Source organism: Streptomyces iranensis, from assembly GCF_017874715.1.
Taxonomy (GTDB): Bacteria; Actinomycetota; Actinomycetes; order Streptomycetales; family Streptomycetaceae; genus Streptomyces; species Streptomyces iranensis.
Genome location: NZ_JAGGLR010000034.1, coordinates 71,273 through 85,698 on the forward strand (window position 1 = coordinate 71,273; position 14,426 = coordinate 85,698).

Here is a 14,426-nt window from a genome sequence, read left to right on the forward strand (position 1 = left end):
TCGATTCGAGGAATCTAGCCAGGGTGCCTGAGAATTCGGTGAGAGGAACGGGGGTTGGCACACAGAGCGGCCCGGAAGCCCGGCCCGGAAGCCCGGCTCACTCCACGAACAGGCCCCGCTCCGCCGCCTTCGCGTCGAACTCCTCCAGCCGCGCCTGCGCGTCCGGCAGCGCGTCGCACATCGCCTCCAGCAGCACCCGCCCCAGCAGCATCGGCGCACACGCGGTGTCGAAGGCCAGGCCCGTGCCCACCGCCGCGGGCAGCAGCAGATCGCTGTGGCGGGCGACCGGGGCGAAGGCGCTGTCGGCGACGGTGACCACGGTCAGGCCCGCCTCCCGGGCGTACTCCAGACCCTCCACGACCTCGCGCGGATGCCGCGGCAGCGCGAAGCACAGCAGCGCCGTCGCGCCCGCGCGCTTCGCCGCGTCCACGCGGTCGTCGAGCATCGTGCCGCCCTCGTCGAGCAGCCGGACGTCCGGATGGACCTTGCGCGCGAAGTAGCTGAAGCCACGGGCCTGCGCGGAGGCGGCGCGCAGCCCGAGGACCGGCAGCGGCCGGGAGTCGGCGAGCAGCCGGCCGGCGCGGACGACGGGGGCGGGGTCGGCCAGCAGCGCGGCGAGATGGCGCAGATTGTCGATCTCGGACTGCACGGCCTGCTGGTACTCGTTGTACGACCCCTCGTCCGCCTCCGGCTCGGCGGGGGCGACATCGCGCAGATGCTTGCGCAGCGCCGGATAGCCGTCGAAGCCGAGGGCGACCGCGAAGCGGGTCACGGACGGCTGGCTGACGCCCGCGAGCTCGGCCAGCTCGACGCTGGAGAGGAACGGCGCGTCCGCGGCCCGCCGCACCATGCAGTGGGCGATCCGCCGCTGGGTCGGGGTCAGCCGGTGGCCCTCGAAGAGCGCCTGCAGCCGGGCGGCGGTCGAGGCGCCGGAAGCGGGCGAGACGCCGGAGCCGGCCGCCACCCCCGCCGACGCCCCGGCGACGTCCTCGCCCACCGGTGTCATCTGCCCACCACTCACCCCGTGCTCCGTACTCATCACGTCCTCCTGACCCTCGTACCCTCGTCCCTCAGGCCCCCGCCAGCCGGTCGAGCAGGCGCGCGGCCACCGCCACATCCTCCGTCAACGGCCGGTCCTCCATCCGGGGATCGAGCACTTCCGACGCCAGGGCGAAGGCCACACCGGCCGGGAGCTCCGGGTCCGGCTCGAGACCGCGCTGGCGCAACGCCCGTATGGCTGCCACGAGTTCACAGCCCAGCACCAGCCGGTAGTGGTCGGCCACCCGGAGCGTGTGGCGGGCGCCGAGCGAGGCGAAACTGGCTTGTTCCTCCACCCCGCGCGAGAGCACGGCGTGGCCCAGCGAGGCGGGGTGGGAGACCGCGCGCATCTCGCCGAGGGCCGCCCCCGCCGCGTATTCGAGGATCATCACGCCCGAGCTCGCGGGCGCGGCGTCGCCGAGGAAGGGGCGCAGCCGGGTGAAGTCGGGTTCGCTGAGCGCGGCGAGCCGGGCCGTGGAGAGCCGGGCGGTCTGGAGCGCGGCGAGCCGGAAGTGGTCCAGGGCGAGGGCGGTGTGCGCGGCGTAGAAGTTGCCGTGGTGGTAGGCGGCCTCGTCGGTGGAGCTGATCAGCGGGTTCTCGGCGGCGGCGTTGAACTCCACGGCCAGCACCCGCTCCAGCGCGTCCGCCGCGTCCAGCGCCGGTCCGTGGATCTGCGGCAGACAGCGGAAGCCGTACGGGTCCTGTATGCGGCCCAGCGGCGGGGTGGGCCGGGGCGGGGCGCCGAGCAGGGCGCGCATCCGGGCGGCGGCCGCGACGGAGCCGGGGTGCGGCCGGGACGCGTGAACGGGTTCGGCGTACGCCTCGTACGAGCCGCCGACCGCGATCAGCGAGAGCGCGGCCACGGCGAGCGAGGCGGACAGCAGCCGCCGCAGCTCGGCGAGGGCGAGCGCGGACTGGCCGAGGGTGAGGGCGTTGCTGCTGATGAGCGCGAGGGCGTCATTGCTGTCGAGCGTGATGGGGTCGGGGGCGCGCCGGCCCGGGGCGGCCTCGGTGAGGTCCCAGGGGTGCTCGCCGACGAGCGCGAGACCGGTCTGGGCGAGCGCGGCGAGGTCCCCGGTGCCGACCGCGCCGTATTCGTTGATCACCGGGTGGGCGCCGCTGTCGAGGCCCTCGACGAGCGCGGTGACGACGGCGGGGCGCAGCCCGGCGCCACCCGCCAGCAGCTGATTGGCGCGGACGGCCATCATGGCGCGCACCTCGCGGCCGGGCAGCTGTGCGCCGATCGCGCCGGCGTGGCTGCGCAGCAGCCGCAGCCCGTGATCGGAGTCGGCCGGGCCGACGTCCTCGGTGCGGTTGGCGCCCACACCGGTGCTGCGCCCGTAGACGCGGCCGGTGGCCGCGAGCCGGTCCGCGGTCTCCCAGGCGCGCTCGGCCAGGGCGAGCGCGGTGGGATCGGGCGCGGCGGGCCGGCTGAGACGGTCGGCCAGACGCGCGACATCCACGACGCGTAGGCTCCGGCCGTCCAGCGTGATCCGCGGGCCGGCGCCGTCGGCGCCGTCGGGGCCGTCGGCCGCCGCGTGATCAGCATCCAGCATGTGAGACAACATCCAGGGCAACCCCTCTCGAACGCGCCCTTTCTGGGCCAACCGCCCAGCACTCCGTCCACATCGCGAGCAGAAGTAACCGGTGATTAACGCAGACCTCTTGACTTCTATTCACTCGACTATGACTGTGCATGACTATATGCAGACAGGGCAAGGGGAAGCGGATGATCAGCTTCAAGGACGTCAGTAAGCACTACCCGAACGGCACCACAGCGGTGGATCGCCTCAGTCTCGAGCTCCCGGAAGGGGGCATCACCGTTCTTGTCGGCACCTCGGGCTGCGGCAAGACCACCACCCTCCGCATGGTCAACCGCATGGTCGAGCCGAGCAGCGGCACGGTGAGCGTGGGCGGGCGTGATGTCCTGCGAGCGGACGCCGCCGAGCTGCGGCGCGGGATCGGCTATGTGATCCAGCAGGCCGGGCTCTTCCCGCACCGCACGATCCTCGACAACATCGCCACCGTCCCGCTGCTGCTGGGCTGGGGCCGCCGCAAGGCGCGGGCCCGCGCCGCCGAGCTGCTGGAGCTGGTCGGGCTGCCCGCCGACTCCGGCAAGCGCTATCCGCACCAGCTCTCGGGCGGTCAGCAGCAGCGCGTCGGGGTCGCCCGCGCGCTGGCCGCCGACCCGCCGGTGCTGCTGATGGACGAGCCGTTCGGGGCGGTCGACCCGGTCGTAAGGACCCAGCTCCAGAACGAGCTGCTGCGGCTCCAGAGCGAGCTGCGCAAGACGGTCGTCTTCGTCACCCACGACATCGACGAGGCGGTACGGCTCGGCGACCGTATCGCGATCTTCCGCACCGGCGGCCATCTCGTCCAGTGCGCACCCCCCGCCGAGCTGCTGGCGAGCCCCGCCGACGACTTCGTGGCGGGCTTCCTGGGCGCCGAGCGCGGGCTGAAGCTGCTCTCCCTGTCCACCCTCGCCGACGTGGAGCGGGAGCCCGTACCCGCCGACGGGCAGCGCTGGCGGCTGGTCACCTCCGAGCGCGGGGAGCCGCTGGGCTGGCGCGACACCGAGGGGCCGGAGGGCGACCGGGCCCCGCTGCTGCCGGTGCGCCCGCTGCGGGACGGCGACTCGCTGCTCACCGCCCTGGACGAGTCGCTGGCCTCCCCCGCAGGGCTGGTGGCCCGCGTGGACGCCGACGGGGTGCTCACCGGGGTCACCGGGCGCGACGCGATCCACGAGTACGCGGGGCAGCGCCACGCGGAGGCGGGCCGCGCGGCCGCCCTCAAGAACGCCGACGAGGACCCCGAAACCGCCTCCGACGCCGACGAGGACCCGAAGAGCTCCGATACGAGCGTGACCGCATGACCATCGACTGGGGCTGGTTCCCCGACCATCGGAGCACCCTGGTCACGCTCACCCTGGACCACCTCTCCACCGCCGTCCCCGCCGTCCTCTTCGGTCTGCTGATCGCGCTCCCGCTGGCCGTGATCGCCCACCGGGTGCGCCCGCTGCGCGGACTCCTGCTCGGGCTCTCGAACATCCTGTTCACGATCCCCTCCATCGCGATCTTCGTCCTGCTGCTGCCTGTCACCGGCCTCACCCGCACCACCGCCATCACCGGCCTGACCATCTACACCCTGGTCGTGCTGCTGCGGAACACCGTCGAGGGGCTCGACAGCGTCCCCACCAAGGTCCGCGAGGCGTCCACCGCGATGGGCGCCCGCCCGCTGCGCACCCTGCTCACCGTCGAGCTGCCGCTCGCCTTCCCGGTGATCATGGCGGGCGTGCGGGTGGCCACGGTGATGGCGATATCGCTGGTCAGCGTGGCCAGCTACATCGGATACGGCGGCCTCGGCCAGCTGTTCACCGACGGCTTCCAGCGCAACTACCCCACCCCCGTCGTGGCCGGAGTCATCCTGTCCCTGGTGCTGGCGCTGGTCGCGGACGCCGTGCTGGTCACCATCCAGTGGCTGTGCACCCCGTGGCTGAGGAGGCGTGCCTGACATGCTCGAACTACTCCAGAACCTCCTCCGCTGGCTGACCAGCGGCTCCCAGTGGTCCGGGCCCGACGGCATCGCCACCCGCCTGCTGGAGCACCTCCAGTACTCGCTGCTGGCCACCCTGGTCGCCGCCGCCATCGCCCTCCCGGTCGGGCTGCTCATCGGGCACACCGGACGCGGCGCGTTCCTCGCCATCAACCTCTCCGGCTTCGGGCGCGCCCTGCCGACCGTCGGCCTGGTCACGCTGGTCTTCCTGGCCAGCGGGCTGAGCATGTGGCCGGTGTACGTCTCGCTGGTCGCCCTCGCGATCCCGGTGATCGTCACCAATACGTACGCGGGCATGGCCGCCGTGGACCCCGAGGTCAGGGACGCGGCGCGAGGCCAGGGCATGCGCTGGTACCAGGTGCTGTTCCAGGTCGAGCTGCCGCTCGCGCTGCCGCTGGTCATGACCGGGCTGCGACTGGCCTGCGTCCAGGTCGTGGCCACCGCCACCATCGCCGCGTACGTGAGCTTCGGCGGGCTCGGCCGCTATGTCTTCGACGGGCTCGCCCAGCGCGATCTGGTGCAGGTGCTGGGCGGGGCGGTGCTGGTCGCCGTGCTGGCCATCGCCCTGGATCTGGCGCTGGCCGGAGTGCAGCGCCTGCTGTTCCGCAACCGCCCGCCGCGCGCCCACGCGCACTGAGCGCAGCACCAGCGGCACAGCGCCTCAGCGCCCCAGCGGCTCAGCCCTCAGCGCCTCAGCGCCCCACCGACTCAGCGACTTCACTCCGATCCGAGGAGACGACCCCATGAACCGCAGGAAACTGCTCGGCGGCCTGCTCGCCGGCGCCTCCGTGCCCACGCTCGCCGCCTGTAGCGGCGGCGTCACCTCGCTCAAGGGCGACGGCGGCAGCGGCGGCTCGGGCGGCGGCAGCAGCCTGGGCGGGCTGGTCATCGGCACCGCCAACTTCACCGAGAACCAGCTGCTGGGCTACCTCTACGCCGAGGCGCTGAAAGGCGCGGGCATCAAGGCCAGCGTGCGGCCCAACCTCGGCTCCCGAGAGATCGTCATACCCGCCCTCCAGCAGGGCGATATCGATCTGCTCCCCGAGTACCAGGGCAATCTGCTGCTCCACTTCGACGACAAGGCCCCCCAGACCGAGGCCGGCGACCTCCAGAACGCCCTCACCGTCGCCCTCCCCAGCGGTCTGGAGGCCCTGTCCTACGCGGCCGCCGAGGACAAGGACGTCTTCTGCGTCACCCGCGAGGCCGCCCGGAAGTACGGGCTGCGCAGCTTCGCCGACCTCGCCAAGCGGAACGGCAAGCTGGTCTTCGGCGGCCCGGCCGAGGACAAGAACCGCGTGGTCGGCCTGGTCGGTCTCAAGGACCGCTACGGCGTGACCTTCAAGGAGTTCAAGGCCCTCGACGCCTCCGGGCCCCTGGTCAAGGGCGCGCTGAAGAAGGGCGACGTGGACGTCGCCAACCTCTTCTCCACCGACCCCGACATCGAGGCCAACGACTGGGTGATCCTCGCCGACCCCAAGGCCCTCATCCCGGCCCAGCACATCGTGCCCGTGGTCCGCGCCGCCAAGGCCGACGCCAAGGTCCGCAAGGCCCTGGCCCGCCTGGGCGGCGCCCTCACCACCCGGGAACTGGCCCGGCTCAACAAGCTGGTGAGCAACGACAAGAAGGACCCGGACCGGGTCGCCGCCGACTGGGCCGCCAAGAACGGCCTCGCCAAGAAGTAGCGGTAGGAGCACCGTATGCCCGACTCCCCGGACTCCCTGCACTCCCCGGACTCCCCGGACTCCCCGGACTCCCTGGACTCCCTGGACTCCCTGGACTCCCTGGTCGAAAAGCGCTCGATCGACGTGGTCCCGGACACGGAGCGCCATGGCACCGCCTTCAGCCAGTTCACCCTGTGGCTCGGCGCCAACCTCCAGATCACCGCCGTCGTGACCGGCGCCCTGGCCGTCGTCTTCGGCGCCGCCGCCTTCTGGGCGATCATCGCCCTGCTGATCGGCAACCTGCTCGGAGGAGCCGTCATGGCGCTCCACTCCGCGCAGGGACCGCGGCTCGGCCTCCCTCAGATGATCTCCTCCCGGGCCCAGTTCGGGGTCCGGGGCGCGATCGTCCCGCTGCTGCTGGTCATCGTCATGTACGTGGGCTTCTTCGCCAGCGGCAGCGTGCTCGCGGGACAGGCGGTCGGCGAACTCACCCATCTCGGCGACACCACCGGGATCGTCCTCTTCGCCCTCGTCACCGCCGTGGCGGCCGCCGTCGGCTACCGCCTGATCCACACCCTGGGCCGGATCGCGGGCGTCGTCTGCGCCCTGGCCTTCGTCTATCTGGGCATCCGGCTGCTCGACCGCACCGACCTGGCCACCCTCCTCCACGACCGGACCTTCGACTTCCCGCTCTTCCTCCTCGCGGTGTCGCTGTCCGCCTCCTGGCAGCTCGCCTTCGGCCCGTACGTCGCCGACTACTCCCGCTATCTGCCGCGCGCCACCTCCGCCAAGGCCACCTTCTCCTGGACCCTCACCGGCACCGTCCTCGGCTCCCAGTGGTCCATGACCTTCGGCGCCCTCGCGGCCACCGCGGCCGGCCACGCCTTCGTCGGCCACGAGGTCTCCTACATCGTCGGCCTCGGCGGCGGCGCGGCCCTGATCACCTCGCTGCTCTACTTCGTCATCGCCCTCGGCAAGCTGACGATCAACGTCCTCAACACCTACGGCGGCTTCATGTCGATGGTGACCAGCGTCAGCGGCTTCCGCGGCCGCGCCACCCTCTCCCCACGCGGCCGGGCCGCCTACATCGCCGGGATCATGGTCGCGGGCACGGCGGTCGCGCTGCTCGGCAAGGACAGCTTCCTGTCCTCCTTCAAGGACTTCCTGCTGTTCCTGCTGACCTTCTTCACCCCGTGGAGCGCGATCAACCTCGTCGACTACTACGCCATCGCCAAGGAGCGCTACGACATCCCCGCGCTCAGCGACCCGAACGGCCGCTACGGCGCCTGGCGCTGGAAGGCGCTGACCACCTACGCCCTCGGCGTCCTCGCCCAGCTCCCCTTCCTGTCCACCGCCTTCTACACCGGCCCCTTCGTCGCCCCACTGGGCGGCGCGGACATCTCCTGGCTCATCGGCCTCGCCGTCCCCGCCGCCGTCTACTGGCTCCTGGCCCACCGCGACACCGCCCACGTCCCGGACCGCATGATCGTCACCCCGGATCCGCCGTCGGGCCGCCCGTACGTCACCGAGTCCGGGTGAGCGGGCCCCACAAAGGCGTTGTCACGTCCGGCCGTTCCCGTGCGGATGGCCCTCTTGCGCGAGGGCGGCGGAAACGCGTTCGCGCAGCGCGACCGCCCGGGGGTCGTCGTACGAGGTGAGCGCCCTCAGAGCCGCGACCCAGTGCCCCCGCGCCTCCTCGGCCCCGTGGGACCCGTCGGGCCTGTCGGCCCCGTCGCCCCCGTCAGCCTCATCGGCCTCATCGGCCTCGCGCAGCGCACCGGCGAGACCGTCGAGGGAGAGCGCCGTATGCCACAGGTCGTCCAACTCCCGGTGGGCCGCCGCGGCGCGACGGTAGAAATCGGCCGCCTCGCCGGGCCGCCCGAGCCGCCGGTACGTCTCCCCCGCGCCGTCCCACGCCCGAGCCTCCCGCGCCCGGTCGCCGAGGCGTCGCTGGAGGGAGGCGGCCCGCTGGAACGAGACCAGGGCGGCGTCGAACGCACCGTTGGCCTGCTGCGCCCGGCCCAGCTCCAGCAGCCAGTACCCCTCCCACATGTGGTTGCGGTGGGTGAGCGCGATGTCCAGCGCGCCCCGTGCGGACCGCAGCGCCTCCTCCGGCCGCCCACGGTCCCGCTGAATGGCGCTCAGGATGCGCAGCGCGTTGCCCTCACCGCCCTGGTTGCCCAGCGCGCGGTGCATCTCCAGGGCCCGCAGCACAAAGCCGGACGCCTCCTCCGGCCGGGCCAGCTCGTACGTGACCTCGGCGAGGTTCGCCGTCACCACAGCCTCCCAGTGGGTCGCGCCCAACTCCCGGAAGAGCGCCGCCGCCTGCTCGAACCGGTCCTTCGCCGACTCCAGCCCGCGTCCCCGCAAGTGGATCAGCCCGATGTCGTTGAGCGACAGCGCCTCCCCGAGCCGGTCGCCGGTCTCCCGGCGGGCGGCCAGGGCGCCCTGGTGGTACTCGGCACCCTCGGCGAGGCGATGGGACTGTGTACAGGCCATCCCGAGACTCTCCAGAAGCTCGGCCTCCGCGGTGCGGTCGCCCAGCCTGCGAGCGGCGCGCAGTCCGATACGGCCCATGGCGAGCCATTCCTCGAACGGGTTCAGGAGCATATGCACGCTCCGCAACACCGCGGGAAGCTGCCAGGCGATCACATCGAGACCGGCCTCCTCGGCCGCGCGGGTCGCGGCCAGCAGATTGCCGCGCTCCGTCTCGTACCACCGCATGGCCTCGTCGTAGTCCGCGAAGGACGCGGGGGTGAGGCCGTCGCCCGGCGGATCGAGCGGGATATGGGCCTCCTGCGGGTTGATCCAGGTCTGGGCCGCGTCCGCGGAGTGCAGATACCAGACCAACACCCGACGCAGCGCCACCCCGCGCTCCTCCGGCGCCTCCTCACGCCGCGCCTGATCGGCCGCGTAGGCGCGCAGCAGGTCGTGGAACTCGGCGTAGGCCTCGTGGCGGCCGGGCCCGGGGACAGCCGACGGTTCCCCATTCACTGGGCTGTTCCACCCGTGAGACGGCCGGACACCGGAGCTAATCCGGTCATGCAGCGTGAGCATTGGCATGGCGGCCACGCCGAGGTGAGCAGGGGAGCCAGCGGGTCGCTGCTGATGACCACCACTTCGGTGTCCCACGTCCGGCCACTGTCACGGGACACGCGCATGCTCATGAGCCGCTGTCCTTTTGCTGCCCTGTCCATCACGATCCGCCTCTTCCGTCGCGTTCGGTCGTGATGGTGCCGTCGGCGTCCGGGCCGTCGCGACGACAGAAGAGGCGTTGTTCGGACGTCCCCCAAAAGGCGTCATTTAGGTGTCATTAGCGGGTATTCGAGGCTAGCGTGGACGTCATGACGACCGAGGTGCACGCACCGAATGACGCACTGCGGGCCGTACGGATCGGCCTGCGGATGAGCCAGGACGACCTGGCAAAGGCACTCCGCCGAGCGGGAGTTGAGCTGGGTGAACCGAACGAGGCCAGCAAACGGCTGGTCCAACGCTGGGAATCCGGTATCAGCAGGTCGCCGAGGCCGGTCTACATCCGCGCGCTGGAGAGGGTCACGGGGCTGCGGGCCGAGTCGCTGGGGTTCGCCCCGCAGGTGCCCATGGCGAGAGTCCAGGGCGATGGGGCAGGAGGCCATGACACGGCACCGGGCACGGAGGGGATCACCCCCGCATCCGCCGACACCCGGGCGGGTCGGCAGACGGCGGGAGACAACTACAACGGCGTCTGGCTCTCCCGGTACGAGTACTACTCGTCAGGCCGTGACGACGTCTACGAAGGCAGGCATTACGTGGTGCTCGTCCAGCACGGCAATCGCCTGACGGGACGGTCGCTGGACGGGGCGTCCGTGAACCCTGATTCCCCACTCAGCCTGGATCTCACGGTCGACCGCAGCGTGGTCACCGGCACCTGGACCGAGCAGACAGCCACGGATGGCTACTACCAGGGGGCCAGTTACCACGGCGCGATTCAGCTGCTCGTGGAGCCGACCAGTCGCCGCATGGCCGGCAAGTGGGTCGGGTTCGGCAAGGACTTCGACGTCAACACGGGACCGTGGGAACTGCGTCTGATGGACACCTCGACATCGAAAGCGGCCCTGGAGCGATACAGCGTCCCGCCGGAGTGACCGGCGGGACGCGGGGGCCGTCAAGCCCCGGCATCGGGTATGTCCGGCTTCGCCGCGCTCAGGGTGGAGCCCGGGATGACGACGAGGCGCTCGTCAGGGGCGATGCTGGCGTCCTCCGGGAGCCTGGCGCGATAGGCATCGGTGAGGTCGCGGCCGATGACCGCGATGTCACCGTTGTCGAGCTGCCAGATGTCGGGGCATCCGTCGCGCCCTCCGGTGGTACCGAGTTCGCGCGCCGACTTTCCCAATCGGCGCGCGAACGAGGCGGACGGGTCGGCTTCCCACGCGCGGGCCATCGGTCTCTCCCTTCGTCGGTCCGTTGCCGCTGAAGGTAGGTACCGGCGTCACGAATGGCAACGGCGCGGGAAGCCCGAGGCCGGGGTCAGGCCGGGGGCAGGAGCTTCTTTTGGGGCTTGCCCATGGCGTTGCGGGGCAGCGCCTCCAGGAAGCGCACCTTGCGGGGGCGCTTGTGGACGGAGAGCTGGGAGGCGACGAAGTCGATCAGCTCCCGCTCGCCGATGCCGTCGGCCACGACGTACGCGACGATCTCCTGGCCCAGATCCTCGTGCGGGGCGCCGACGACCGCGGCCTCGCGGACGGACGGGTGGTCCAGCAGGGCGTTCTCGACCTCGCCCGCGCCGATGCGGTAGCCGCCGGACTTGATCAGGTCGGTGGAGGCGCGGCCCACGATGCGGTGGAAGCCGTCGGGGTCGATGGCGGCGATGTCGCCCGTGCGGAACCAGCCGTCCTCGGTGTACGAACCGGCCGTGGCCTCGGGGCGGTTGAGGTAGCCGTCGAAGAGGGTCGGGCCGGTCAGCTGGAGCTCGCCGATCTCGGCGCCCTCCTCGGCGGCGATCCGGGTACGGATGCCCGAGAGCGGGGTGCCGACATAGCCGGGGCGGCGTTCGCCGTCGGCGCGGGTGCTGATGGTGATGAGGGTCTCGGTCATGCCGTAGCGCTCGATGGGGCGCTGACCGGTGAGCCGTTCCAGTTCGCGGAAGACGGGGGCGGGGAGCGGGGCGCTGCCGGAGACCAGCAGCCGGGCGGAGGCCAGGGCGCGGGCGGAGGCCGGGTCCTGGACGATGCGGTTCCAGACGGTGGGGACGCCGAAGTAGAGGCTGCCGTCCGCCGCCGCGTACGCCGCCGGGGTCGGCTTGCCGGTGTGGACGAGGCGGCTGCCCGTCCGCAGCGCGCCCAGGACGCCCAGCACCAGCCCGTGCACATGGAACAGCGGCAGCCCGTGGACCAGGGTGTCCTCCGGAGTCCAGGCCCAGGCCGCGGTGAGTCCGTCCAGGTCGGCGGCGACCGCCCGCCGGGAGATCAGCGCGCCCTTGGGCGCCCCCGTGGTGCCCGAGGTGTACAGGATGAACGCCGTGGACTCCGGGTCCGGCTCCGCCTTCGTCCACGCCGCGCGCTCGGTCAGGTCCACCGGAACGGTCTCGACCGGGGCGTCCACAGCCTCCCCGGTGAGCAGCAGGGTGGCGCCCGAGTCCCGCAGTATGTGGTCGCGTTCGGCCGGGCCGGAGTCCGGCGGTACGGGCACCACCGGCACTCCGGCCAGCAGCGCGCCGACCACCGCGACCACCGTCTCCGGGGTCGCGGTCGCCCGGACCGCGACGACCGGCGCACCGGCGATACGAGCCGCCACCGCGCCCGCGGCACCGAGCAGTTCCTCGCGCGAGAGCGCGCGGCCGCCGACGCTCAGCGCGTCGGGGCGGTCGTCGCGGGGCGCGGCGAGGGACGTGAGGAGAGGTGCGGTCACGGACTGACTCCTTCCACAGCGGGCCGGGGGTGGTGCTTCCCGGGCCCGCTCGTCTTCCGGGGGGCTGGTTTCGGGGGCTAGCCCTACCGACAAAGCGTCCCCGCGACCGTACCGTCCTTAAGCATGGACGCCCGTGACCCGGATCTGAAACCGGATCTGAAAAAGGAACTCGACGCGGCCCTGCAGACCCGTAAGGAGCTGGGCGCGGAGTACGAGTCGGAGCTGGTCGACTCCTTCATGGAGAAGGTCGAGCAGCGCTTCAACGATACGGCGGACCGCCATGTCCGCCGCCAGCTCGCCGAACAGCAGATGGCGACGGCCCGCGGCAGCCGCCCGTACGCCACCGGCGCGCCCGCGGACCAGGCCCACGGGCTGGGCGTCGGCGAGCGCTTCGCCTTCGTCGGGGTCTCCCTGGTGCTGGCCATCCCGCTGTCGGCCATCGGCGTCGTGAACGAGGGCCTGCCCGGCCTGCTGATCACCTGGGCCGGAATCTTCGGCGTCAACGCGGTCCACGCCATGGGGGCCTTCTCCCGGCTCCGCCGAGGCCGTGGGCGGGAGGAGAGCGGGGACTAGAGAAGTCTGCGCGGGGACTAGAGAAGTCTGCGCGGGGACCGCCGCACCCCGGTGGCAAGCCACCGAGGGCGGGACGACGGCGGTCCCCGCGGGGACGCGGGCCGGGTCAGGGCCGGAATTCCGCGTCCAGGCGAACATGGAGGTCCGGGAGCCGCTCCGGAGGTCCTGTCGCCTCATCTCGGGTGTCGGTGTCGTCCTTCCGACACCCACTAATCTGCCGGAGCCGTGTTAACCCTGTGCTGCGGGCGCGTGACACGTTCGTACCACTTGCCCGAAGGGCAGTTGGGATCGGTCGGGACCCTTACGGGCCCTCACTTCGGGCCGCCTGCCAGGTACGCCAGCAGGTCCTGCCGACTCACCACACCCTTGGGCTTGCCCTCCACCAGCACGATCGCCGCGTCCGCCGCGCCCAGCACCGCCATCAGGTCCTCGACCGGCTCGCCGGAGCCGACATGCGGCAGCGGCGGGCTCATGTGCTTCTCCAGCGGGTCGGTCAGCTCCGCGCGCCGCGCGAACAGGGCGTCCAGCAGCTCGCGTTCCACCACCGAGCCGATGACCTCGGCGGCCATCACATCGGGGTGACCGGCGCCCGGCTTGACGATCGGCATCTGCGAGACGCCGTACTCGCGCAGTACGTCGATGGCCTCGCCCACCGTCTCTTCCGGGTGCATATGGACCAGCGAGGGCAGTCCGCCCTCCTTGCCCTGGAGCACATCGCCGACCCGCACCGAGGGGCCGTCCTCCTCGAGGAAGCCGTAGTCGGCCATCCACTCATCGTTGAAGATCTTGGAGAGATAGCCGCGGCCGCTGTCGGGCAGCAGGACGACCACCACATCGTCCGGGCCGAGCCGCTCGGCGACCTTCAGCGCGCCCACGACGGCCATCCCGCAGGAGCCGCCGACCAGCAGCCCCTCCTCCTTGGCCAGCCGCCGCGTCATCTGGAAGGCGTCCTTGTCGGAGACGGCGACGATCTCGTCCGCGACGGTCTGGTCGTAGGCGGTCGGCCAGAAGTCCTCGCCGACGCCCTCGATCAGATACGGGCGGCCGGAGCCGCCGGAGTAGACCGAGCCCTCGGGGTCGGCGCCGATCACCTGGACGCGACCCTCGCTGGCCTCCTTCAGATAGCGGCCGGTGCCGGAGATCGTGCCGCCGGTGCCGACGCCCGCCACAAAGTGGGTGATCTTGCCTTCGGTCTGCTCCCACAGCTCGGGGCCGGTGGTCTCGTAGTGGGAGAGCGGGTTGTTCGGGTTGCTGTACTGGTCGGGCTTCCAGGCGCCCGGCGTCTCGCGGACCAGCCGGTCGGAGACGTTGTAGTACGAGTCGGGGTGCTCGGGGTCCACCGCGGTGGGGCAGACCACGACCTCGGCGCCGTAGGCCCGCAGCACGTTGATCTTGTCCGTGGACACCTTGTCCGGGCAGACGAAGACGCACTTGTAGCCCTTGCGCTGGGCGACCATGGCGAGGCCCACACCGGTGTTGCCGGAGGTCGGCTCCACGATGGTGCCGCCCGGCTTCAGCTCACCTGAGCGCTCGGCGGCCTCTATCATCCGGACCGCGATCCGGTCCTTCACCGAGCCGCCGGGGTTGAAGTATTCGACCTTGGCCAGGACGGTCGCCCGGATGCCTTCGGTCACGGTGTTGAGCTTCACCAGCGGGGTGTTGCCGACCAGCTCAATCATCGATTCGTAGTACTGCACACCTGCTCCTGGTCCGGTT

13 protein-coding genes are annotated in these 14,426 nt (G+C 71.7%); 7 read left to right on the forward strand and 6 right to left on the reverse strand.

The genetic code is table 11. The annotated features are described in order from the left end of the window. Nucleotides 1-97 precede the first annotated feature (97 nt). Nucleotides 98-1,039: a MurR/RpiR family transcriptional regulator gene (locus tag J2Z30_RS44240; RefSeq protein ID WP_245389155.1), complete on the reverse strand. Its 942-nt coding sequence runs from the start codon at nucleotides 1,037-1,039 to the stop codon at nucleotides 98-100. 31 nt (nucleotides 1,040-1,070) lie between these two features. Continuing rightward, the gene (locus J2Z30_RS44245) at nucleotides 1,071-2,606 is read right to left on the reverse strand and encodes an aromatic amino acid ammonia-lyase (protein ID WP_044574283.1); all 1,536 of its coding nucleotides are present in this window, start codon (nucleotides 2,604-2,606) and stop codon (nucleotides 1,071-1,073) included. 161 nt (nucleotides 2,607-2,767) lie between these two features. Here J2Z30_RS44245 and J2Z30_RS44250 point away from each other — a divergent pair, with 161 nt between their 5' ends. The 5 genes from J2Z30_RS44250 (at nucleotide 2,768) to J2Z30_RS44270 (ending at nucleotide 7,790) form a co-directional block, all read left to right on the forward strand. Further along, nucleotides 2,768-3,910 carry an ABC transporter ATP-binding protein gene (locus J2Z30_RS44250; protein WP_044574281.1) on the forward strand — a complete coding sequence of 381 codons (1,143 nt, stop codon included), beginning with the start codon at nucleotides 2,768-2,770 and terminating at the stop codon, nucleotides 3,908-3,910. Next, nucleotides 3,907-4,548: an ABC transporter permease gene (locus J2Z30_RS44255; RefSeq protein WP_020870770.1), complete on the forward strand. Its 642-nt coding sequence runs from the start codon at nucleotides 3,907-3,909 to the stop codon at nucleotides 4,546-4,548. Before J2Z30_RS44250 ends, J2Z30_RS44255 begins: the two co-directional genes overlap by 4 nt. A 1-nt stretch (nucleotide 4,549) precedes the next feature. After that, entirely contained in the window at nucleotides 4,550-5,227 is a 678-nt protein-coding gene (locus J2Z30_RS44260; protein WP_044574278.1) for an ABC transporter permease, read from the forward strand. Nucleotides 5,228-5,333: 106 nt separating this feature from the next. After that, entirely contained in the window at nucleotides 5,334-6,272 is a 939-nt protein-coding gene (locus J2Z30_RS44265) for an ABC transporter substrate-binding protein (protein WP_044574275.1), read from the forward strand. A gap of 15 nt (nucleotides 6,273-6,287) precedes the next feature. Beyond that, nucleotides 6,288-7,790, forward strand: coding sequence for a purine-cytosine permease family protein (locus J2Z30_RS44270; RefSeq protein WP_372453408.1), 1,503 nt, complete (start codon nucleotides 6,288-6,290; stop codon nucleotides 7,788-7,790). A 21-nt stretch (nucleotides 7,791-7,811) separates the two neighbouring features. Here J2Z30_RS44270 and J2Z30_RS44275 read toward each other — a convergent pair whose 3' ends face one another. After that, entirely contained in the window at nucleotides 7,812-9,245 is a 1,434-nt protein-coding gene (locus J2Z30_RS44275) for a tetratricopeptide repeat protein (RefSeq protein WP_308280264.1), read from the reverse strand. A 350-nt stretch (nucleotides 9,246-9,595) separates the two neighbouring features. Between J2Z30_RS44275 and J2Z30_RS44280 the strand changes: the two genes are divergently transcribed. Further along, nucleotides 9,596-10,375, forward strand: coding sequence for a helix-turn-helix domain-containing protein (locus J2Z30_RS44280; RefSeq protein WP_044581838.1), 780 nt, complete (start codon nucleotides 9,596-9,598; stop codon nucleotides 10,373-10,375). 20 nt (nucleotides 10,376-10,395) lie between these two features. Here J2Z30_RS44280 and J2Z30_RS44285 read toward each other — a convergent pair whose 3' ends face one another. Continuing rightward, nucleotides 10,396-10,671, reverse strand: coding sequence for a hypothetical protein (locus J2Z30_RS44285; protein ID WP_044574269.1), 276 nt, complete (start codon nucleotides 10,669-10,671; stop codon nucleotides 10,396-10,398). Nucleotides 10,672-10,757: 86 nt separating this feature from the next. Continuing rightward, nucleotides 10,758-12,137: an acyl-CoA synthetase gene (locus tag J2Z30_RS44290; protein WP_044574266.1), complete on the reverse strand. Its 1,380-nt coding sequence runs from the start codon at nucleotides 12,135-12,137 to the stop codon at nucleotides 10,758-10,760. Between the two features lie 123 nt (nucleotides 12,138-12,260). Between J2Z30_RS44290 and J2Z30_RS44295 the strand changes: the two genes are divergently transcribed. After that, entirely contained in the window at nucleotides 12,261-12,710 is a 450-nt protein-coding gene (locus J2Z30_RS44295) for a hypothetical protein (protein WP_044574263.1), read from the forward strand. Between the two features lie 311 nt (nucleotides 12,711-13,021). Here J2Z30_RS44295 and J2Z30_RS44300 read toward each other — a convergent pair whose 3' ends face one another. Next, nucleotides 13,022-14,407: a cystathionine beta-synthase gene (locus J2Z30_RS44300; RefSeq protein WP_044574260.1), complete on the reverse strand. Its 1,386-nt coding sequence runs from the start codon at nucleotides 14,405-14,407 to the stop codon at nucleotides 13,022-13,024. Between the last annotated feature and the right edge of the window lie 19 nt (nucleotides 14,408-14,426).

Bases quoted from the DNA above. Each gene is read 5' to 3' on its own strand.
- J2Z30_RS44240 (WP_245389155.1), bottom strand. From the start codon at position 1,039: ATGAGTACGGAGCACGGGGTGAGTGGTGGGCAGATGACACCGGTGGGC.
- J2Z30_RS44245 (WP_044574283.1), bottom strand. From the start codon at position 2,606: ATGTTGTCTCACATGCTGGATGCTGATCACGCGGCGGCCGACGGCCCC.
- J2Z30_RS44250 (WP_044574281.1), top strand. From the start codon at position 2,768: ATGATCAGCTTCAAGGACGTCAGTAAGCACTACCCGAACGGCACCACA.
- J2Z30_RS44255 (WP_020870770.1), top strand. From the start codon at position 3,907: ATGACCATCGACTGGGGCTGGTTCCCCGACCATCGGAGCACCCTGGTC.
- J2Z30_RS44260 (WP_044574278.1), top strand. From the start codon at position 4,550: ATGCTCGAACTACTCCAGAACCTCCTCCGCTGGCTGACCAGCGGCTCC.
- J2Z30_RS44265 (WP_044574275.1), top strand. From the start codon at position 5,334: ATGAACCGCAGGAAACTGCTCGGCGGCCTGCTCGCCGGCGCCTCCGTG.
- J2Z30_RS44270 (WP_372453408.1), top strand. From the start codon at position 6,288: ATGCCCGACTCCCCGGACTCCCTGCACTCCCCGGACTCCCCGGACTCC.
- J2Z30_RS44280 (WP_044581838.1), top strand. From the start codon at position 9,596: ATGACGACCGAGGTGCACGCACCGAATGACGCACTGCGGGCCGTACGG.
- J2Z30_RS44285 (WP_044574269.1), bottom strand. From the start codon at position 10,671: ATGGCCCGCGCGTGGGAAGCCGACCCGTCCGCCTCGTTCGCGCGCCGA.
- J2Z30_RS44295 (WP_044574263.1), top strand. From the start codon at position 12,261: ATGGACGCCCGTGACCCGGATCTGAAACCGGATCTGAAAAAGGAACTC.